General features: G+C 75.0%; 24 protein-coding genes and 1 tRNA gene. 17 read left to right on the top strand and 8 right to left on the bottom strand.

Annotated features, from left to right (window positions below):
- Window positions 1-28 precede the first annotated feature (28 nt).
- From WHI96_RS05910 to WHI96_RS05900, 3 genes are all read left to right on the top strand, one after another.
- Entirely contained in the window at window positions 29-1075 is a 1047-nt protein-coding gene (locus WHI96_RS05910; protein WP_345642204.1) for an XdhC family protein, read from the top strand.
- A gap of 86 nt (window positions 1076-1161) precedes the next feature.
- On the top strand, window positions 1162-1779 hold the full coding sequence (locus WHI96_RS05905; RefSeq protein WP_345642945.1) for a YdcF family protein: 618 nt from the start codon (window positions 1162-1164) through the stop codon (window positions 1777-1779).
- Complete coding sequence (locus tag WHI96_RS05900) at window positions 1776-3074, top strand: deoxyguanosinetriphosphate triphosphohydrolase (RefSeq protein ID WP_345642201.1); 1299 nt, start codon at window positions 1776-1778, stop codon at window positions 3072-3074. Before WHI96_RS05905 ends, WHI96_RS05900 begins: the two co-directional genes overlap by 4 nt.
- A gap of 91 nt (window positions 3075-3165) precedes the next feature.
- Here the strand turns inward: WHI96_RS05900 and WHI96_RS05895 are convergent, their stop codons facing one another.
- Window positions 3166-3948: an HNH endonuclease family protein gene (locus tag WHI96_RS05895; protein WP_345642200.1), complete on the bottom strand. Its 783-nt coding sequence runs from the start codon at window positions 3946-3948 to the stop codon at window positions 3166-3168.
- A gap of 126 nt (window positions 3949-4074) precedes the next feature.
- Here WHI96_RS05895 and WHI96_RS05890 point away from each other — a divergent pair, with 126 nt between their 5' ends.
- Genes WHI96_RS05890 through WHI96_RS05870 form a run of 5 tightly spaced genes read left to right on the top strand, consistent with a single transcriptional unit; the run spans window position 4075 to window position 8401 of the window.
- Window positions 4075-4212, top strand: coding sequence for a hypothetical protein (locus WHI96_RS05890; protein WP_345642197.1), 138 nt, complete (start codon window positions 4075-4077; stop codon window positions 4210-4212).
- A gap of 53 nt (window positions 4213-4265) precedes the next feature.
- Window positions 4266-5246 carry a DMT family transporter gene (locus tag WHI96_RS05885; protein ID WP_345642194.1) on the top strand — a complete coding sequence of 327 codons (981 nt, stop codon included), beginning with the start codon at window positions 4266-4268 and terminating at the stop codon, window positions 5244-5246.
- Window positions 5247-5256: 10 nt separating this feature from the next.
- The gene (gene dnaG / locus WHI96_RS05880) at window positions 5257-7125 is read left to right on the top strand and encodes a DNA primase (RefSeq protein WP_345642191.1); all 1869 of its coding nucleotides are present in this window, start codon (window positions 5257-5259) and stop codon (window positions 7123-7125) included.
- On the top strand, window positions 7122-7634 hold the full coding sequence (locus WHI96_RS05875; RefSeq protein WP_345642188.1) for a hypothetical protein: 513 nt from the start codon (window positions 7122-7124) through the stop codon (window positions 7632-7634). Before dnaG ends, WHI96_RS05875 begins: the two co-directional genes overlap by 4 nt.
- Complete coding sequence (locus tag WHI96_RS05870; RefSeq protein ID WP_345642185.1) at window positions 7631-8401, top strand: trans-aconitate 2-methyltransferase; 771 nt, start codon at window positions 7631-7633, stop codon at window positions 8399-8401. Before WHI96_RS05875 ends, WHI96_RS05870 begins: the two co-directional genes overlap by 4 nt.
- Window positions 8402-8449: 48 nt before the next feature.
- Here WHI96_RS05870 and WHI96_RS05865 read toward each other — a convergent pair whose 3' ends face one another.
- Complete coding sequence (locus tag WHI96_RS05865; protein WP_226365781.1) at window positions 8450-8647, bottom strand: hypothetical protein; 198 nt, start codon at window positions 8645-8647, stop codon at window positions 8450-8452.
- 174 nt (window positions 8648-8821) lie between these two features.
- Between WHI96_RS05865 and WHI96_RS05860 the strand changes: the two genes are divergently transcribed.
- From WHI96_RS05860 to WHI96_RS05840, 5 genes are all read left to right on the top strand, one after another.
- Window positions 8822-8893 (top strand) — tRNA-Asn (locus WHI96_RS05860).
- Window positions 8894-9191: 298 nt separating this feature from the next.
- On the top strand, window positions 9192-9773 hold the full coding sequence (locus tag WHI96_RS05855) for a winged helix-turn-helix domain-containing protein (protein ID WP_345642178.1): 582 nt from the start codon (window positions 9192-9194) through the stop codon (window positions 9771-9773).
- Window positions 9770-10423, top strand: coding sequence for an SRPBCC family protein (locus WHI96_RS05850; protein ID WP_345642174.1), 654 nt, complete (start codon window positions 9770-9772; stop codon window positions 10421-10423). The genes WHI96_RS05855 and WHI96_RS05850 overlap by 4 nt, the downstream gene beginning before the upstream one ends.
- Entirely contained in the window at window positions 10420-10911 is a 492-nt protein-coding gene (locus tag WHI96_RS05845) for an SRPBCC family protein (RefSeq protein WP_345642171.1), read from the top strand. The genes WHI96_RS05850 and WHI96_RS05845 overlap by 4 nt, the downstream gene beginning before the upstream one ends.
- Window positions 10912-11019: 108 nt before the next feature.
- Window positions 11020-11397: a hypothetical protein gene (locus tag WHI96_RS05840; protein WP_345642168.1), complete on the top strand. Its 378-nt coding sequence runs from the start codon at window positions 11020-11022 to the stop codon at window positions 11395-11397.
- 5 nt (window positions 11398-11402) lie between these two features.
- Here the strand turns inward: WHI96_RS05840 and WHI96_RS05835 are convergent, their stop codons facing one another.
- Together WHI96_RS05835 and WHI96_RS05830 are read right to left on the bottom strand one after the other, a co-directional pair.
- Window positions 11403-11828: a PPOX class F420-dependent oxidoreductase gene (locus WHI96_RS05835; RefSeq protein WP_345642165.1), complete on the bottom strand. Its 426-nt coding sequence runs from the start codon at window positions 11826-11828 to the stop codon at window positions 11403-11405.
- 34 nt (window positions 11829-11862) lie between these two features.
- Window positions 11863-12471 (bottom strand): TetR/AcrR family transcriptional regulator, encoded by a 609-nt coding sequence (locus WHI96_RS05830; RefSeq protein ID WP_345642163.1) that lies wholly within the window; start codon window positions 12469-12471, stop codon window positions 11863-11865.
- 68 nt (window positions 12472-12539) lie between these two features.
- Between WHI96_RS05830 and WHI96_RS05825 the strand changes: the two genes are divergently transcribed.
- Window positions 12540-13751 (top strand): cytochrome P450 family protein, encoded by a 1212-nt coding sequence (locus tag WHI96_RS05825; protein WP_345642160.1) that lies wholly within the window; start codon window positions 12540-12542, stop codon window positions 13749-13751.
- Here WHI96_RS05825 and WHI96_RS05820 read toward each other — a convergent pair.
- Entirely contained in the window at window positions 13720-14460 is a 741-nt protein-coding gene (locus tag WHI96_RS05820; RefSeq protein ID WP_345642157.1) for an OBAP family protein, read from the bottom strand. The two genes, WHI96_RS05825 and WHI96_RS05820, sit on opposite strands and share 32 nt — an antisense overlap.
- On the opposite strand from WHI96_RS05820, the gene WHI96_RS05815 reads away from it, so the two are divergent.
- The 3 genes from WHI96_RS05815 (at window position 14432) to WHI96_RS05805 (ending at window position 16533) form a co-directional block, all read left to right on the top strand.
- Window positions 14432-14710 carry a hypothetical protein gene (locus WHI96_RS05815; RefSeq protein WP_345642154.1) on the top strand — a complete coding sequence of 93 codons (279 nt, stop codon included), beginning with the start codon at window positions 14432-14434 and terminating at the stop codon, window positions 14708-14710. The genes WHI96_RS05820 and WHI96_RS05815 overlap by 29 nt on opposite strands.
- Window positions 14711-14735: 25 nt before the next feature.
- Entirely contained in the window at window positions 14736-15992 is a 1257-nt protein-coding gene (locus WHI96_RS05810; protein WP_345642151.1) for an alpha-hydroxy-acid oxidizing protein, read from the top strand.
- 337 nt (window positions 15993-16329) lie between these two features.
- Window positions 16330-16533, top strand: a complete 204-nt coding sequence (locus WHI96_RS05805) for a cold-shock protein (RefSeq protein ID WP_020624259.1) — start codon at window positions 16330-16332, stop codon at window positions 16531-16533.
- 67 nt (window positions 16534-16600) lie between these two features.
- Here the strand turns inward: WHI96_RS05805 and WHI96_RS05800 are convergent, their stop codons facing one another.
- The 3 genes from WHI96_RS05800 to WHI96_RS05790 form a co-directional block, all read right to left on the bottom strand.
- Window positions 16601-17248, bottom strand: coding sequence for a TetR/AcrR family transcriptional regulator (locus WHI96_RS05800; RefSeq protein WP_345642148.1), 648 nt, complete (start codon window positions 17246-17248; stop codon window positions 16601-16603).
- 160 nt (window positions 17249-17408) lie between these two features.
- Window positions 17409-19025 carry an alpha/beta hydrolase gene (locus tag WHI96_RS05795; protein ID WP_345642145.1) on the bottom strand — a complete coding sequence of 539 codons (1617 nt, stop codon included), beginning with the start codon at window positions 19023-19025 and terminating at the stop codon, window positions 17409-17411.
- Entirely contained in the window at window positions 19022-19303 is a 282-nt protein-coding gene (locus WHI96_RS05790) for a hypothetical protein (RefSeq protein WP_345642142.1), read from the bottom strand. Before WHI96_RS05790 ends, WHI96_RS05795 begins: the two co-directional genes overlap by 4 nt.
- Window positions 19304-19337: the final 34 nt, after the last annotated feature.

The following is a 19337-nucleotide window of genomic DNA, read 5'->3' as shown; positions in this document are numbered from 1 at the left end:
GTCAGGCCCCGTCGCTACCCTGGCGACCGTGAGCACCTCGGCGACCTCCTCCGCGGCACGGCCACCGGCCGACCCCCGTCGTGACCTGGGCGCGGCCCTGCGCCGCTGGGCGGTGACCGGCGGGCCGGGGATCGGCGTCGTCCGGGTGCTCGACCGGCACGGTTTCGGCTCCGTCGAGTCCGGCCAGCTGGTCGCGGGCACCACCGACGGCGAGGTCGGCGGCCTGCTCTACCTCGGCGCCCTCGACGAGTCCGCGCACCCGCTCGCCGCGGAGGCGGCGTCCGGCACGGCCACGGTGCGCGAGGCGCACGTCGGGGAGTCCTCCGCGGTCGCGGCCGGGCTCGCCTGCGCCGGCGGGGCGACGCTGCTCGCCCACCCGCTGCCCGCCGGTCCCGCCGCCGCGCTGGGGGAGGCACTGGAGGCCGGGCGGCCCGCCGCGCTGCTGTCGGTCGTGGACACCGGCGCGGCCCTCGTCCTCACCGGGCCCGGCCTGGAGGAGTCCACCGGTGACCTCGGCGGGGTCACCTCCGCGGCGGCCGAGCAGGCCCGCGCGTTGCTGCGCCGGGGGGCCACGGCCACCGAGCGGCTCGACGTCGACGGCACCGCGGTCCTGGTCGACCTGCTGGTGCCGGTCCCGTCGGTGCTGGTCGTCGGCGAGGGTGCGCTGGGGGCCGCCCTGCACGCCCAGGCGGGCCTGCTCGGCTGGAGCGCCCGCACCGTCACCACCGTCGACGACGCGCGCGCCGCCGTCGCCGCCTTCACCGAGGCCGACGTGCTGGTGCTGCTCGACCACGACCCGGCCTTCGACGCGGCCCTGCTCGACGGCCTCGCCCACGGCCGGGGGTTCCTCGGGGCGCTCGGGTCGCGGCGCACCCAGGCCGCGCGCCACGAGCGGCTGCTCGCCGCCGGGGTCACCGAGGACGCCCTGGCCACGGTCCACGGGCCGGTCGGTCTCGACCTCGGGGCCCGCACCCCGGCCGAGACCGCGGTGTCGATCGTCGCCCAGGTCGTCGCGCTGCGCGCCGGGCGCTCGGCCTCGGCGCTCGCCTCCTCCGCCGGTCGGATCGGCGGATGACCGGCACCTCGTCGCGGCGCGGGCTCGGTGCACCGCCGGAGCCCGGCCCGGACCGGCGCACCGTGCGCAGCCCGGTGCGGACCGGCATGACCTGGGGCGCGCGGCTGCTCGTCGGCGGTCTGGTCATGCTCGTCGCGGTGGTCGGGGTGACCGCGCTGCGGGTGTGGCAGGTCGCGCGGGTCGACGACCAGCGCCCCAGTGACGCGGTCGTCGTGCTCGGCGCCGCCCAGTACAACGGCGAGCCCAGCGCGGTGCTGGCCAACCGTCTCAAGCACGCCGAGCAGCTGTGGCGCGACGGCGTGGCCCCGCGGATCGTCACCGTCGGCGGCGGCCGCACCGGGGACCGCTACACCGAGGCCGAGGCCAGCCGGGACTGGCTGATCGAGCAGGGCGTGCCGTCCTCGGCGGTCGAGGCCGTGCCCGAGGGCGCGGACACGCTCGGCAGCCTGCAGGCGGTCGCGGCGACCGCGCGGCAGCAGGGCTGGTCCTCGGCGCTGCTGGTGTCCGACCCGTGGCACAGCCTGCGGGCCCGCACCATGGCGCGCGACGCCGGGCTGAGGGCCTACACCTCCCCGACCCGCAGCGGCCCGATCGTGCAGACCCGCGAGACGCAGCTGCGCTACATCTACCGTGAGACCGGCGCGCTGTTGTTCTACGAGCTGACCCACGCCTCGGTCGACACCGCGAGCAGCGGGCTGGGATGACCCTCCAGCACGCCCCGGCCGATCCGGGACACACCGCCGCCGACGCCGAGCGCCGCCACCCCGAGGACCCGAAGGGGTCCGGGCTGGGGGAGCGCGGCCGCGTCGAGCGGCGCAGCCCCTACTCCCGGGACCGGGCCCGGGTGCTGCACTGCGCGGCGCTGCGCCGGCTCGCGGGCAAGACGCAGGTGGTCGGGCCGGGGGAGGGCGCCGAGGTCAGCGGCATCCCGCGGACCCGGCTGACGCACTCGCTGGAGGTCGCCCAGATCGGCCGCGGTGTCGCCGAGGAGCTGGGACTCGACCCGGACGTCGTCGACGCCGCCGGGCTCGCCCACGACATCGGCCACCCGCCGTTCGGGCACAACGGCGAGCGGGCGCTCGACGTCGCGGGCGCGGAGTGCGGCGGGTTCGAGGGCAACGCCCAGACCCTGCGCATCCTGACCCGCCTGGAGCCCAAGGCCCGCTCCGGCGACGGTCTCGTCCCCGGCGGGCTCAACCTCACCCGGGCGACGCTGGACGCCGCCACCAAGTACCCGTGGGCGCGGCGCGGCGCGGAGCGCAAGTTCGGCGCCTACACCGACGACCTGCCCGCCCTGGAGTGGCTGCGCGCCGGGGCCCGGCCGGGGGTGCGGAGCATGGAGGCCCAGGTGATGGACTGGGCCGACGACGTCGCCTACTCGGTGCACGACGTCGAGGACGCGGTGCACGCCGGCCGCATGGACCTGGCGGTGCTGTCCTCGCCCGCTGAGCGTGCGGCGCTCGCGGTGGAGGCGTCGCTGCGCTTCGGCGAGGACGAGGGCGCCTGCGCCGAGGCCGCCGCCCGGCTCGACGCGCTGCCGGTGGTCCGCGCGGTCCGCGGCTTCGACGCCGCCACCGCCGCGGGCGACGACCTGGTCGCGATGAAGCGGATGACCTCCGAGCTGGTGGGCCGGTTCGCGCTGGCCGCCACCGACGCGACCCTGGACACCTACGGCGACGCACCGCTGGCCCGGCACCGCGCCGACCTGGTGGTCCCGGTCGTCGCGGCGGCGGAGGTCGTGGTGCTCAAGGCGCTGGCCACCCGCTACGTGATGAGCGACCCGCGGCGGCTGGAGATGCAGTCCCGCCAGCGCGACCTGCTGCACGACCTCGTCGCCGCGCTGTGCGCCCGGGGGCCCGACGCCCTGGACCCGGCCCGCGCGGAGGACTGGACGGCCGCCCCCGACGACCGGGCGCGGCTGCGCGTGGTGATCGACCAGGTGGCGACGCTGACCGACCCGCAGGCGCACGCCTGGCACCGCACGCTCTGCCGGCCCTGAGACCGGACCCTGCCGGCCCCGGGACGCCGACGGCCCCGCCGTCCGGTGGGACGGCGGGGCCGGGTCGGGGTCGGAGTCGGAGTCGGAGTCGTCAGCGCAGGGTGATCGCGGGCTTCCCCGCGTCGGCCTCGCCGGCCACGGCGCGGGTCGGGCAGGTCCCGAGGACCCGGTCGATCGCGTCGCGCTCGGCGCCGGTCACCCACAGCTTGTACTTCTTCTTCACCGCGATCTGCCGCGCGACGTAGGCGCAGCGGTACCGGTTGTCCGGTGGCAGCCAGGTCGCGGCGTCGCCGTCGCCCTTGCGGGCGTTGGTCGGGCCGTCGACGGCGATCAGGTTCAGCGGGTCGTTCCCGATCCGCTCCCGGGTGGCCGCGTCGAGCTGCTGGGCGCCCTTCTGCCACGCGTCGGACAGCGCGACGACGTGGTCGATCTGCACCTTCTCGCTGGTGCCCTGGCCACGGGTGAAGGAGATGGTGGTGCCGGTGTAGGAGTCGCGCAGCGACCCGGTGAGCACGACGCAGTCGTGGGTGCCCGCCTTGAACGTCTCGCGGTCCATGTCCCGGGCGAGGACCTGGTTGCGCTGGTCGCAGCCGTCGCGGTCGATGTCGGCCCAGCGGCGTCCGAACTGCTCGCGGGTGTAGCCGGTCTTCGGTGCCCGGCCCTTCACCGCCAGCGTCCTCAGCGTCGTCGACGCGCTGCCCGCGGCCGCACCCTCGACGGTCCCGGGCGGCACGGGCGCCACGACGCCGACGTCGACGACGCCGGTGTCGAGTGCCGCGTCCAGCACGTCCACGAACGACCCGGGGGATCCGCACCCGGCCATCACCAGCATCGTCACCAGCAGCCCGGCGACCCGCACACCTCGAACACGCACAGCGGAGATGTTCGCGAACGCGAACGCCGGAGCCGTGCGGACACGCCGCGTGTTCGTCACTCGGTGTGAAGACTCTTGCCAGGAGGCTCCGAGTGCGTTCACAGGTTCGGGGCGCACGATGGCGACATGGTCACGCTCACGTCGGTCCTGGTCACCACGGCCGGGTCACTCGGGGTCACGGTCGCGTTGGTGCTGCTCGCCCTGGTCGCGGCGGCGCCGTGGCTCGCCCGGCGCGATCCGGACGGTCCCTCCCGGCGGGGGTGAGGCTCCCGCCACCCCGGCTTGCCCGGTCGTTAGCACTGCGATGAAGTGGCGGCGTGACCTCCTCGCGTTGGCTCGTCCCGGTGCTGGCCGTGCTCTTCGTCCCGCTGTGGGCGTCCGGCTTCATCGCGGGCAAGATCGCGACCGGGTCCACCGACGTCCCGGCGGTCCTGTTCTGGCGGTTCGTGATCGCGCTGGTCGTGATGCTCACCGCCGTCGCGGTGCTGCGGCCGGGCCTGCCGCGCGGCCGGGCCTGGCTGCATCTGGCGGTCACGGCGCTGCTGCTGCAGGTCGGGCAGTTCACGTTCGTCTACAGCGGGCTCGCCTCGGGCGTCCCCGCCGGGCTGTCGAGCCTCATCCTCGGGATGGCGCCGCTGCTGGTCGGGCTGCTGACCCCGTTGCTGCTGGCCACCCGCCTGGGCGTCGGACCGGTACTGGGCCTGCTGATCGGGGCCACCGGCGTCCACGTCGTGCTGGCCGACGACCTGGGCGCCGGTCTCGGCGGCAACCTCGTCTTCCCGGTGCTGGGCATGCTGTCGCTGGCGGCCGGCACGCTCTACCAGAAGCGGTTCAACGACAGCACGCCCGTGGTGACCAGCGTCGTGGTCCAGATGGCGACCTCGCTGGTCGCGACCCTGGCCGCCTGGCCGTTCCTCGGTGCGGACTGGCTCCCCCGCGCGCCGTCGGGCTGGGCGGCCGTGGCCTTCCTGGGGGTCGTGAACTCGGCGGGCGCCTTCGTGCTGATGTTCGTGCTGCTGCGGCTGCGGTCCACGGTGTTCGTGTCGTCGCTGCTCAACCTGGTCCCGGCGACGACGGCGCTGGTCGCCGTGCCCGTGCTCGGGGAGCCGCTCACCGTGCAGGCGGTACTGGGCCTGGGCATCGCCCTGGTCGGCATGTTCGTCGGGCTGGGCCGGGTGCCGGGTCTGCGCGGCCGCCGGGCGGTGGCCGACGCGGCCGCCGCCCCGTCCGAGCAGCCGGACGGGCACGTCGTCGCACCGGCAGCGGGCGGACCGGGGTGCCGGGCCGGGGGCGCCTAGACTGGCCGGCGTGGCAGGACGGATCCGGGACGCCGACATCACCGAGGTCCGCAACCGCACGCGGGTCGAGGAGATCGTCGAGGAGTACGTGGCCCTCCGCCGCGCCGGGGCGGGCTCGCTGAAGGGCCTGTGCCCGTTCCACGACGAGAAGTCCCCGTCGTTCACCGTCCGCCCCTCGCACGGCACGTTCCACTGCTTCGGCTGCGGCGAGCACGGCAGCGTCATCGACTTCGTCATGAAGATGGAGGTCATCGGGTTCCCCGAGGCCGTCGAGCGGCTCGCCGAGCGGTGCGGGGTCCGGCTGACCTACGAGGGCGGCGGGTCGTCGGTGCAGCGCGACCGCGGCACCCGCAGCCGTCTTCTGGAGATCAACAAGAAGGCGCAGGCGTTCTACGCCGAGCAGCTCGCCACCCCCGCGGGCCGCGCGGGCGTGCAGTTCCTGGCCGACCGCGGCTTCGACGCCGCCGCCGCCGAGAAGTTCGGCTGCGGCTACGCCCCGGCCGGCTGGGACACCGTCACCAAGCACCTGCTGTCCCAGGGGTTCGCGCTCGAGGAGCTGATCAAGGCCGGCATCTCCAAGGAGGGCAGGCGCGGCGCGATCGACCGGTTCCACCGGCGCCTGCTGTGGCCGATCCGCGACCTGGGCGGCGACGTCGTCGGCTTCGGTGCGCGCCGGCTGTTCGACGACGACGGCATCGAGGCCAAGTACCTCAACACCTCCGAGACGCCGGTCTACCGCAAGACCCACGTGCTGTTCGGCCTGGACCAGGCCAAGCGGGAGATCGCGAAGACCCGGCAGGTGGTCGTCGTCGAGGGCTACACCGACGTGATGGCGATGCACCTGGCCGGGGTGACCACGGCGGTCGCGTCCTGTGGCACGGCGTTCGGCACCGAGCACGTCTCGGTCATCCGCCGGCTGATCGGCGACGACTCCTTCGACCGCGGCGAGGTCGTCTACACCTTCGACGGCGACGCGGCCGGTCAGAGCGCCGCGATGAAGGCGTTCGAGGGCGACCAGAACTTCGCCGCGCAGACCTTCGTCGCCGTCGCCCCGGACGGCCAGGACCCCTGCGACCTGCGCAACAACCACGGCGACGCCGCCGTGAAGGACCTCGTCGCCCGGCGCGAGCCGCTGTTCGAGTTCGCCATCCGCACCGAGCTGCGCAGCCACGACCTCGCCAGCGCCGAGGGCCGGGTCGCCGCACTGCAGCGGACCGTCCCGCTGGTCGCGCAGATCAAGCGGGAGGACCTGCGCGACGAGTACGCGCGGCGCCTGGCCGGCTGGGTCGGCTGGGACGACATCGCCGTCGTCGTGCGACGGGTGCGGGAGAGCGCCGGGGTGTCGCCCGAGGGGGGCCGCTCCCGGCGGCGCGCCCCGCTGCCCGCCCCGAAGCGCGACGACACCCAGCTGCACCTGCAGCGTGAGGCGCTCAAGGCGGCGCTGCAGATCCCCGGTGTCGTCGGACCCGGGTTCGACGAGCTGCCCGAGGCCGGGTTCACCCATCCGCAGCTGGCCGCGGTGCACCGGGCGATCATGGCCGCGGGCGGGGTGTGCGCCGGGCTGGACGGGTCGGACTGGCTCGACGCCGTCGTCGCCGAGGGTGCGGGCGACGACGTGAAGCGCCTGGTCAGCGAGCTGGCCGTGGAGAACCTGGAGCTCCCCAAGCGCAACACCGACGAGGTCCGCTACGTCAACGGCGTCCTCGCCGGGGTCCGGCTCGGCCTGGTCGAGCGGGAGATCGCCGACCTCAAGTCGCAGCTGCAGCGCACCAACGCCGAGACCGACCACGACGAGTACATGGACCTGTTCGGCGTGCTCGTCCCGCTGGAGCAGTACAAGATCCAGCTGCGCGAGCAGGCGTCCGGGGTCGCGTCGTGACGGGTTTCTGGGCGCGGCTGCTCGGCCGCGAGCCGGTGCCGGACGCGGTCGCCGACGCGCTCGCCGACTCCGAGGCCGTCGTCGCCACGGCGCAGGCCCCGGGCGGGATGCTCGTGGTCACCTCGTGGGGGATCTGGCCGCCCGGTGGGGAACGGCTGGGCTGGCACGAGATCGCGAAGGCCACCTGGGACAAGGTCAGCCTGGTCGTGACGCCGACCTCGGCCGAGCAGATCGCCCCCGGCACCGAGCTGCTCGCCGACGGGCGCCCGCTGCGGTTCCGGCTCACCGACCCGGGGACGGTGCCGAAGGCGGTGCAGGAGCGGGTCACCCAGTCCATCCGCACCCGCAACCGGCGCGAGCTGCCCGGGGGAGGGGTCTGGGTGCTGCAGCGCCGGGTCCCCGGCCGCGACGGGCTGGTCCTGCAGGTGCGCCCCGATCCGGGCACCGACCCCGTCGCCGCGCGTCGCCTCGCCGAGGGCATCGCCGCCCGTCTCCCGGAGGGCCCGTGAGCACCAGCTGGGACCCTGCCCTCTACCGCGCCTTCGACGACCACCGCTCCCGCCCGTTCCTCGACCTGCTGGCCCGGGTGGGGGAGACCGACCCGGCGCTGACCCGGGTCGTCGACGCCGGCTGCGGTCCCGGCCACCTGACCGGGCTGCTGGCCCGCCGCTGGCCGACGGCGACGGTCGAGGCGTTCGACTCCTCCCCGGACATGGTCGCCGCGGCCCGCGCAGCCGGCGTCGACGCCGCGCAGGTCGACGTGCGCGACTGGACCCCGCCCCGCGACACCGGGGTGCTCCTGACCAATGCGGTGCTGCAGTGGGTCCCCGAGCACCCCGAGGTGCTGCGCCGCTGGATGGCCTCGCTGGCGCCCGGCGCGTGGATCGCGGTGCAGGTCCCCGGCAACTTCGACGCGCCCTCACACGTGCAGACCCGCGAGGCCGCCACGCTCCCGCAGTGGCGCGACCGGATCGTGCTGCGCGGCAACGAGACCGTGCTCGACCCGCTCGGCTACGCCGACATCCTGGCCGCCGCGGGCGCCGACGTCGACGCCTGGGAGACGACCTACCTGCAGCGGCTCGACGGCGACGACCCGGTCCTGCGCTGGATCTCCGGCACCGCCCTGCGCCCGGTCCGGGACGCCCTCGACGACGACGCCTACGACGCGTTCGTCCGCGAGCTCGCACCCCGGCTGCGGGCCGCGTACCCGCCGAGCGCCGACGGCGGCACCTGGTTCCCGTTCCGCCGCGTCTTCGCGGTCGCCCGCAAACGCTGACCCGCCCGTCCCGTGACCCGGGGACGGGTCACGGGACGGGGCGAGTCCTCAGCGGCCGGTGTTCTGGCCGCCGCGCACCTTGTCGAGCGCACCCTCGACACCCGCCCGTGCGACGCCCGCGGCGCCCTGCACCGCGGGGTGGTCCGCCGCCCGGTGGTAGGCGCGGACGAGCTGTTCGTAGCGCTCGTGACCGGCTCTGGTGCCGAGGACGTACCCGACCGCGACACCCACGAGGAATTTGACCATTCCCCTCACCTCCGACCGCGACCGTACCCGGACCGCGCCCGCAGTCCGACCGCCACCCGGATGGGGCTCCGACCTGCGGGAACAGCGGCCGAACGGGGGGTTGCGAGAGTGCTGTGCGGGGTGTTGTAGAGTTCTTCCCATCGCCGGGAAAAACATCCGGGACGGCATGAACGGTCCTCCGTAGCTCAATGGCAGAGCACCCGACTGTTAATCGGGCGGTTATTGGTTCGAGTCCAATCGGAGGAGCTCCTTCCGAGGTCGGTCGCGTGACCCGGAAAGTGTCTCGAGTTCGACCCCCAGGAAACTCCCGCCCACGGGTTCCGGGGGGTCGACGTCGTTCCGGGGGCCTCCACGATCTGCCGGCGCCGGTCCCGCAGCGGATGGCCTGATCCTTCGGTCGACCGTACCGGCCCGTCCGGGCGCCACCCGGGGGTCTGCGGCCGGGCGGCCGCCCGGTCCACCGGCGACTCGTCCGACCGGCGCGGGCGCCTCCGACAGTAGATGCTTCCTTGACAGTTACTGTTGTCGGCGAAACACTCGCGCTGTGACCGACAGAACGTCCGTGATCGAGGATCCCGCCGCCGCGGCCATCGCCCTCGATCCCGTGCGTGCGCGTCTGCTGGGGCTGCTCCGGGAGCCGGGTTCTGCCTCATCGGTGGCCTCGGCGATGGCGATGAGCAGGCAGAAGGTGAACTACCACCTCCGCGCGCTCGAGGCTCACGGCCTGGTCGAGATGGTCGAGGAGCGCCGCAAGGGGAACATGACCGAGCGTGTCGTGCGCGCAACGGCGGACGCGTTCGTCATCTCCCCCCGGGCGTGGGCGCTCGTCGCACCGGACCCGGATCGATCGCCGGACATGCTGTCGGTCCAGTGGCTCCTCGCCCTGGCCGCCCGTCTGCTCCGCGAGGTCGGCAGGCTCGTCACCGGGGCGCGGGGACGACGGGTCGCGACGTTCGCGATCGACGGTGAGATCACTTTCGCCACCGCGGCGGACCGCGCGGCTTTCGCTCGGGAGCTCGGCGAGTCGGTGCGCGCGCTCGCCGCGAAGTACCACTCGGACCAGGGCAGACCCCACCGCCTGGTGGTCGCACTCCACCCGAGCCTTCCACCGGAGGACGAGACATGACGTTCGAGATCCGCCGCGAGATCGCCCTGCCCGCCGGCCCGGACGAGGTGTGGCGGGCGATCGCCACCCGTGAGGGACAGGCGGGCTGGTTCATGACCTTCGAGGACGCTCCCGATGACTCACCGGGAGACGTCGTGGAGGACCCCCCGCGCCGCCTCGAGCAGCGCTTCGGTACCCAGGCCATCGAGTACCTCGTGGAAGCGACGAGCGGTGGCAGCACGGTCCTGCGGTTCGTGCACAGCGGCATTCGCGAGGAGGACTGGGGCGACGAGTGGGAGACCATGACGGGCCTCGGTTGGGACCTCTACCTGTTCACCCTGGCCGAGTACCTCCGCCACTTCCCCGGGCGTCCCGCGGTGTACGCCGAGATCGACGCCCCGCCCGGCCGGAGCGTCTGGCCGAACGTGCTGGCAGCACTGGACGATCCGCGCGAAGGCGACCTGGTCGCCACCCCCGTGGGGCGCGGCGTCGTCGACATCAGGACCGGTACCCACCTCGGGGTGCGTACCGACTCCGCGTTGGTGCGCTTCCACGAGCGATCCCTGATCGGGATGGGCCTCGCGGTCGGACACCACGAGGTCGGGTCCGTGGACCGGCAGGACCTCGTCGCCACCTGGAGCAGCTGGCTCGAGGCGGTGGCACGGTCATGAGGTACACCGTCTCGATCGAGATCGACCTCCCGCGGGAGGAGGTGGTCCGGCTGCTCGCCGACCCCGTGCACCTGCCGCGCTGGCTGCGGGGTCTGGTCCACCACGAGCCGCTGAACGGAGAGCACGGACAGGTCGGGACCGAGTCGCGCGTCGTGCTGCGGACGGGCGGTCAGGAGATGGAGGCCATCGAGACGATCACGCGCCGGGAACCGGTGGACCTGCACGGGATCCCGGGTGCCACCGTCGTCCACTTCGACCGTGAGATCGTCGCCGAGGGCATGTGGAGCGCGGCCCGCGAGCGGTTCACCGAGGCCGGTCCGGGGACGACGCTCTGGACGAGCGAGAACGAGTACCGGTTCAGCAGCCTGCCGATGCGGCTCGCGGCGCCCCTCGTGCGCGGCGCCTTCCAGAAGCAGTCACGGCTGCACATGCGGGACTTCGCGGCGTTCGCCGAGCGGGGGGTCGACGTCCGCGACGCGGAGGGCTGACCGCGCCGCGCGCGACGGTGCACGAGCCCGCCTCCGCGGTGTAACGCGACACCGCGGCGATCCGACATCGGGACCGCAACCACCCACACCGGACGTGGAGAAACCGCGATGTCGAACCTCGTGCTCAAGCTCGCCCAGGCGATCGGGATCGTCGTGCTCGCCGTCCTCGTCGTCGGCACGGTGATCGGCATCCTGCAGTGGGTCGTCGTCGTCGCCGGTCTGGTCGCGCTGCCGGTGGCGGGCATCTGGCTGTACTCGCGCCTGTCCGGCCGCTCGACGGCGAGTCCCGCGCGACGGTCGGCCCCGCGGCCCACCCGCGCCGACCGTGCGGTGACGGCCCGCCGGGCCGAGCTGGAGGGTCGGGCGGTCTACGACGCGGTGGGCCGCTGCGGGTGGTGCGGCTCGGGGACGCGGCACCAGGACCGGTACGGGTTCCCCACCACGCCGCTCGCGTTCCACCGCGGCGAGATCGACGCGCTGCTGTAGCGGTCTCACCCCACGTCGCGCGCCCGGATCCCTGCCTCGTGCGGATCCACCTGCTGATCCTCGGGTGACAGCGCGAGGGTGAGGATCCGCGTCGGGTGGATCCGGATGATCGGGCCCGACCCCGCCGACCGCCCCGCGGAGTCCGTCGGCTCGGTCAGCGCCTCGCCCCGTCCCCGGATCTCGACGAACCGCACCCGCCACGGGTCGGTCGACAGCACGTCGTCGACGACGAAGGCGACCTGCCCGTTCGCGGCGACGTTGCGGAACTTGCGGCTGCGGTCCATGCGGAAGCCGCCGATGTCGATGGTCCCCAGCCTCGTGTTGACGCCGAAGCCCACCGGGCTGGCCTGCAGCGTCCCGTCCGGCCGGGCGGTGGCCAGCCGCCCGATCCGGCGGCTGCGCAGGTAGGCGATCTCCTCGTCGGTGAACATGCCGCTGAACCTAGGACCTGAACGAAACTTCAGGTCAAGTAGTGGCCCGCGCGACCGCGGCCCGCGCCTCGGTCTCCGGCACCCCGAGGGTCAGCAGGTGTCCGAGGGCGACGTCGGCCTCGTCGCCGTCCCACCGCCCGTCCTGCGCGGCGTGCTGGTAGGCCATCGACCCGGCATGCAGCACCTCGGCCAGCACCGGGGCCGCGACGTGCCGGGAGAACACACCGGCCCGCTGCCCGTTCTCCAGCAGCCGGATCATGATCGTGTGGAACGGCGCCATCGCGGCGCGGATCTCGTCGTCGGCGGTCCGGCGGGCCAGCGCGATGACCGGGCCGTAGCGCCGCGACGTGCTCCAGGTGCGCAGGAGGGTGGCCGCGAGCTCGCCGGCCGGGTCGGGTGCGTCGGGGTCGACCTCGCCGACCTGTTCGACGAAGTCCGCCGACGCCGCCCGGACGAGCGCGACCACCAGGTCGTGACGGCTGGTGAAGTGGCCGTAGACGGTGCGCCGCACGACGCCGGCGCGGGCCGCGACCTCGTCGAGCGAGGCGTCCGGGTCCTCCCGCAGCACGGCCTGCGCGGCGTCCAGGATGGACCGCCGGTTCCGCTCCCTGGCCGACGGCCGCCGCTCCGTCCCTTTCCTCACGAGTGCATTTTTGCACGAGGAGTGCAATCCTGGCGAGAGCCGAGGTCACCCAGGACGAGGAGCGGACGATGACGATCGACCACGACACCCGGCCGGTACGGCTGGACCAGGACTTCTTCGACGACCCCGACGCGCTCTACCGCGAGCTGCGCGAGGCGCGTCCGGTCACCCGCGCGACCGGCCCGAACGGGCTGACGTTCTGGATGATCACCCGCTACGCCGACGCCCGCGCCGCGCTCAACGACCCGCGGCTGCAGAAGGACTCCCGGCGGCTGCCCGAGGTGCTGCAGCGGCACGGCGCGACCTCGATCCGCCAGTTCGCCGACTCGCTCGTCGGGCACATGCTCAATGCCGACCCGCCGGACCACACCCGGCTGCGCAAGCTGGTCGGACGGGCGTTCACCGTCCGCGCGATCGCCCGGCTGCGGCCGCGGATCGAGCAGATCGCCGGCGAGCTCGCCGACGCCGCCGCGCAGGCGGGCCCCGAGCTGGACCTGCTGGACCACTTCGCGTTCCCGCTGCCGATGACGGTCATCTCCGAGATCCTCGGCGTCCCGGGGGAGCGGCGCGAGGACTTCCGGCACTGGTCGAACCTGCTGCTCTCCAGCGGACCCGACGACGAGCGCGCCGCGGCGGCCGCGTCGATGGCGCAGTTCCTGTCCGAGCTCGTCGCCGACAAGTCCGCCCACCCCGGCGACGACATGCTGTCCGAGATCGTCCGCGCCTCGGAGGACGGCGACTCGCTCAGCCCCACCGAGGTCACGGCGATGGCGTTCCTGCTGCTGGTCGCCGGGCACGAGACCACGGTCAACCTCATCGGCAACGGCATGCTGGCGCTGCTGCGCGACCCCGGCCAGCACGCCCGGCTGCGGGCCGACACCGACCGGGTGCCACAGGCGGTCGAGGAGTTCCTGCGCTACGACGGACCGGTCAACCTCGCCACGATCCGCTTCACCGACGAGCCCGTCGAGTACTCCGGCGTGACGATCCCGGCCGGCGAGGTCGTGCTCGTCTCGCTGATCGGGGCCAACCGCGACCCCGGGCGCTACCCGGACCCGCAGCGGTTCGACCCCGACCGCGACACCTCCGGACACCTCGCGTTCGGCTACGGCATCCACCACTGCCTCGGCGCGCCGCTGGCCCGTCTGGAGGCCGACGTCGCGTTCCGGACGCTGCTCACCCGGTTCCCGGACATGGCGCTCGCCGGCGCCCCCGGGCAGCACCGGGAGAGCACGCTCATCCACGCGCTCACCGCACTCCCGGTGCGCCTGCACCCCTGACCGGTCCGCCGTCGGCCTCCGGGGAGACGTGCGGCTCGGGGATGTCGGCCCGCCCGGCCCGCTTGTGCGCGGTCGACACCCCCAACCGCCGGTCCCGGGCGGCCAGCAGGTCCTCGTCGAGCTGGCCGTCGCCGGTCATCGCCATCATCAGCGCCGGGACGCCGTAGGGGAAGTCGTCGCGGTCGTACTGCCAGGTGTGGAACGTCTTGCCGTAGGTGGTGACCAGGTCGCGGAAGTACGCCTTCTCCGCGAGGTCGGGCACCCCCGGGGCGACGAGCACGCCCGAGCGCACCTCGTGGTGGTGGCTGTGCCACAGCGGCTTCTCCTCCGCCGGCAGCGCCGCGAACCGCTCCGCGCTCACGATGTACTCGATCCCGATCAGCCGGGCGTCCGCGGCGTTGCGGTCGAAGATCACGCACTGGTGCAGGTCGTGGCGCAGGTGCACACAGAAGTGCGAGGCCTCCACCTGGCGGCCGCGGTCGTCGGCGTAGCAGTGGAAGCCGTTGAGGTAGGTGCTCATCGCCGCCGGCGGGTACTTCGGCTGCAGCAGCGCGGACGCGGCGTCGAGCACCCGGTGCGAGAGCGGGTGCCCGGCGCCGGTCCGCACGACGGTCACCGCCCGGCGCACGAGCCGGACGCCGGTGGCGGCGAGCGCCCCGGCGGCGGCGCCGGTGAGCAGGGTGCGGGCACGGCCGGGGTGGGAGGTCATCCGCCGCGGCTACCCGGGGATCGCCCGGTCACGCCCACCGCCCGCCCCGTGCTGCACGGTCCAGTCCGCCGAGTACCCGCGCGAGCTGCTCGACGAGCAGGTCGGTGGTGGCGACCTGCTCGGCCGAGGGCTGCGCCACGTGGAGGCCCGCGGCGAGTACACCGACGTCGTCGCCCGGCTGGACGCGGCCGACCCGTACCGACCCGGCACCGCACCGGCCCGGGGTCCGGCGACGCGGTCCGTAGGCTGACCGCGCGACGACGGGGGAGGGCGCCATGACGGCACCGGGCCGGGCTCGGCAGGAACGGATCTACCGCGAGGGCGTCTCCGGCGCCCGTCCCCGCGTCCCGACCGGTCCCGACGAGCTGGAGCGCCGCGCGCGGCGGGCCATGAGCCGGCGCGCCGACGCCTACGTCACCGGCGGCGCGGGCGCCGAGACCACGATGCGCGCCAACCGGGCGGCGTTCGCCCGCCGGGAGATCGTGCCGCGGGTGCTGCGCGACGTCGGCGAGCGCGACCTGACCGTCGAGCTGTTCGGCCGCACGCTGCCCGCCCCGCTGCTGCTCGCCCCCGTCGGCGCGCTGGACCTGGTCCGGCGCGGCGCCGACCTCGCCGTCGCCCGCGGAGCCGCGGCCGCCGGGGTCCCGATGGTGATCTCCAACCAGGCCGGGACGCCGATGGAGGACATCGCCGCGGTCGGCGGCCCCACCTGGTTCCAGCTGTACTGGTCGACCTCCGACGAGCTCGTCGACAGCTTCCTGCGCCGCGCCGAGGCCGCCGGCTGCGACGCCGTCGTCGTCACCCTCGACACGACGATGCTCGGCTGGCGCCCCCGCGACCTCGACCTGGGTCACCTGCCCTTCGCCCGCGGCATCGGGATCGCCCAGTACACCTCCGACCCGGTGTTCCGCGGCCTGGTGGAACAGACCCTCGCCGCGCCGTCGGCCGGGGCGCCGCCGACGGTCACCCCGCAGGCCGTGCGCACCCTGATCGAGATCACCCGCAACGCACCCGGACGGTTCCGGGACAACCTGCTCTCGCCCGTCCCGCGGGCGGCGGCGGAGACCTTCCTGCGGGTCTACTCGCGACCGCGGCTGTCCTGGGAGGACCTGGCGACCCTGCGCTCGCGGACCCGGCTGCCGATCCTGCTCAAGGGGGTCCTGCACCCCGACGACGCCCGCCGCGCCGCCGATGCCGGTGTCGACGGTGTCGTCGTGTCCAACCACGGCGGCCGCCAGATCGACCACGCGGTCGCCTCGCTGGACGCGCTGCCCGGTGTCGTCGACGCCGTCGGCGACGCGCTGCCGGTGCTGCTCGACTCCGGGGTGCGCACCGGGGCGGACGTCGCGACCGCCGTCCGGCTCGGCGCCCGCGCCGTGCTGCTGGGACGCCCGTTCGTGCACGGGCTCGCCCTGGACGGGGCCCGCGGCGTCGCGCAGGTGCTGCAGAACGTCGTCGCCGAGCTCGACCTGGTCTGCGGGCTGGCGGGGGCCACCACCCCGGCCGGGATCGAGCTGCGCGGGCGTCCCTGACAGCGCACCCGGCGGTGCGGTCCGGCGCGCCCGGCCAGGTCCCGCCGTGGGTCCCGACGGACACCGACGACGTCGTACTGCTCTCCGGGGCCGCCGAGATCGCGCACGGCACCGCACCGGCCGGCCCGCCGAAGGGTGACGCCGGGTCGGCGGCCCGGCCGCGGCGTTCTTCACCGCGATCCCCGGCTGAGCGCCCGGGGGACTCCGGAAAAGCGGGCGAACGGGACGCCCGACGCGACGCGCCGGTACCCGATCGCACGTCGCCTGTAGCACGGCGGGGTCCGGTACGGCTAATGTCCACCCCGTAGGAACCGGCAAGACGCGAGGAGACATCCGGATGCCACAGGGAACCGTCAAGTGGTTCAACGCGGAGAAGGGGTACGGGTTCATCACGCCGGACGGAGGCGGGCAGGACCTGTTCGTCCACTTCAGCGCGATCCAGTCCTCCGGATACCGCAGCCTCGACGAGGGGCAGACCGTGACCTTCGAGGTCACCCAGGGTCAGAAGGGTCCGCAGGCGGACCAGGTCGTTCCCACCTGACCGCCTGATCCGACGCCGATGCCCGGGGTGCCCACGCGAGGCACCCCGGGCGTCGTCGTGTCGGGGGTCAGGACGCCAGGCGGGTCTCCAGCCCGGCGACGACCAGCTCGACGCGGCTCAGGGTCCAGCTGCGCGGCGGGTCGTCGATCCGGTCGCGGAAGACCGCGCGGACCTGGGCGTCGAACGGCTCGGCCGACTCCAGCACCTGGTCGCGCCGGCGCGCGTCCCCGATCCCGAGGGAGTTGGCCGTCAGCCACGGCTGCATTCCCATGTGGATGGCGGTCGAGGCGCCCAGCACCGCGTCCTCGGCGGTGAAGCCCGCCTCCAGCAGCCGGTCGGTCAGCCGCCGGAACGCCGACAGCACCGCCTCGGGGGACTCAGGCAGCCGCACCATCGCGGGGGCGAGGCCCGGGTGCTCGGCCATCACGTCGAACGTCGCCGCCGCGAACGCCAGCATCTGCTCCTGCCACCGGCCCTCGTCGGTCGCGGGGAACACGTCGTCGGTCACCACGTCGTCGACCAGCGCGGCGACGAGCGCCTCCAGGCTGGGGAAGTGGCGGTAGAACGTGGAGTACTTCACCCCGACGCGGGCGGTCACCGCGCCGACCGTAAGGTCGGAGAAGCCGAGCTCGCGCGCAGCGGCCAGCAGTGTCGCGCGGTCGGTCAGGGGCGGGCGGCCGGTGCGCCGTGCCGGTCTGCTCTCGGTCTCGGTCACGCCCGCATGCTACTGCCCGTGCCCACGTCCGGGACAGGCTAGTCGCGGTTCGTCTGACGACTACGTGTGACCTGCCCCATCCCTGGTTCGTTGAGCGGTCGTTCGTTCGGCCGGACGGACGTGCGGTGGTCTCGCAAAGCGGATCGCCCATGACGGAGTGTCACGACGGAACGGGCGCTCCGGCGACGATCCGGCCCAGGGTGCTCAGGCTCGGCGAGCCGGGGTCCCAGTAGCCGCCGTGCGCGGCGGCGAACGCGGACTCGTCGTTCGGGGTGGCCGGGTCGTCCGGGCGCGGGAGCGCCGACCCGGGGGCCGAGCCGAACACCCGTGCCCCGAACGCCGGTGCCGCCGGGTCCGGGCCGTGCAGGAGCCCGGTCGGGGCGAGACCGCGCGAGGTCGCGAAGACCTCGACCCCGGGCACCCGGCCGATCGGGTCGTGCCGCGCGGTCGTCGCCCAGACGTGCCCGGGTGCGGTGCCGAGCTCGGAGGCGTGCCCCGCGCCGGTCCCGGGGCTGCCGACGAACACGACGTCGTCGGCGGCGAGGCCGCCGCCCCGGGCGGCGTTCCCGAGCACCGTCGAGCCGTAGGAGTGCCCGACGACGGTCAGGTGGACCGGTCCGGCGTGCCCGGCCCGCAGGCCGTCCTGGAAGGACCGCAGGTCCCCGGCGGCGGCGCGGGCGGCAGCGGGGTCCGCCGCCGCGAGCAGGTCCGGGGGAGCGTCGTAGCCGGTCCACAGGACCGCGGCGACGGCACCGTCCGGCGCGGCCGCCCGGGCGGCCGCGCGGGTCGCCTCGACCCGGGCCAGGTCGCCGGGCACCGTGCCCCAGCCCGCGGTCGTCCCAGGGACGTGGGTGAGCACGTGCGCGGCGCGTTCCGGGTCGCCGACGGCGAGCACGAGCCGCCCGCCGGTGTCCCCGCGCTCCAGGCGGAGCAGGTACGCGTCGCCGCCGTCCAGGCGTCGACGGGTGGTCTCCAGCCCGGCCGAGGCCCGCCGGGCGCGGTCCGCGCCCGCGGTGTCCCCGGCCCGGTCCAGCAGCGCCGCCCGGGCCCGCAGCCGGGACAGCTCGGCGTCGAGCAGGACCCGGTTCGCCCGGTCCCGGTCGGTGACCGGCACGCCGTCCAGCCCGCCGACCAGCCCGGGGCGGGTGTGCAGCAGCTGCTCCCGGTCGGCCCCGGACAGCCCGGTCCACCAGGACCGCACGGCGCCGGCGCCCGCACCGACGGGCGGCGCCGCGGCGGGCGCGACCGGGCGGGACACCGCCGCGGGGGCGGGGTGGAGCGCGTCGAGCGCGGCGGCCGTGGCCCGGTCGGACCGGGCGGCGGCACCGACGGCGTCGGCCACCGCGGTGGTCAGGCGGACCAGGTCCGCGCCGAAGCGCGCGACCATCGCGGGCAGCCGCCACACGCCGAGCGGGTGCGCGCCGACGCCGGCGGACAGCGTGCCGCGCTCGAGGTCGACGACGAACTGCGGGTGCACCGCCAGCGCGGCGACGACGAGCCGGCGCTGGGCGTCGAGCACCTCACCGGCGTGGGTGCCCAGGACCTGCGCGGCCCGGGACGCGGTGCCCGCGTCGGCACGCAGCCCGCGCACCCGCTCGGCGCGGGCGAGCGCGGCCGCGTCGGCGTCGGCCCCGGTCCACGACCCCGGTGCGGAGCGTTCCAGCTCGGCCGCGTGGTCGGACAGGGCCCGGGACAGCCCGTCCCAGGTGCCGGCGCGGCGCAGCCACGCGCCGGGATCGGCGGCCACGAGGTCGCCCAGCGCGGGCCCGGCGCTCACGAGGCGCGCCCGGCGAACGCGACCGCGGCGTCGTCGTCGGCGGCGCGCCAGGCCGCGGCGGCCGCGCGCAGGGCCGACGCCGTCGACGCGGTGTGCCCCGCGTGCTCCCGGACGGCCCGCACCATCCCCTCCTCCCAGACCGCTGCGGCCGTCCCGGCGGCGAAGCCCGGCACCGGCACGGCGGGGCCGACGAGCACCGCGTCGCCGGTCAGGCCCTCGGCGACGCGGTCGAGCGCCGCGGCGGCGGCCGCCAGCCCGTCCGGGTCGGAGCGCGCCACCCCGCCCGGCGACGGGTGCGGTCCGGGACGTGGC

This window comes from Pseudonocardia tropica, from assembly GCF_040105315.1.
Taxonomy (GTDB): domain Bacteria; phylum Actinomycetota; class Actinomycetes; order Mycobacteriales; family Pseudonocardiaceae; genus Pseudonocardia; species Pseudonocardia alni.
This window is presented reverse-complemented; position numbering and strand designations above follow the sequence as displayed.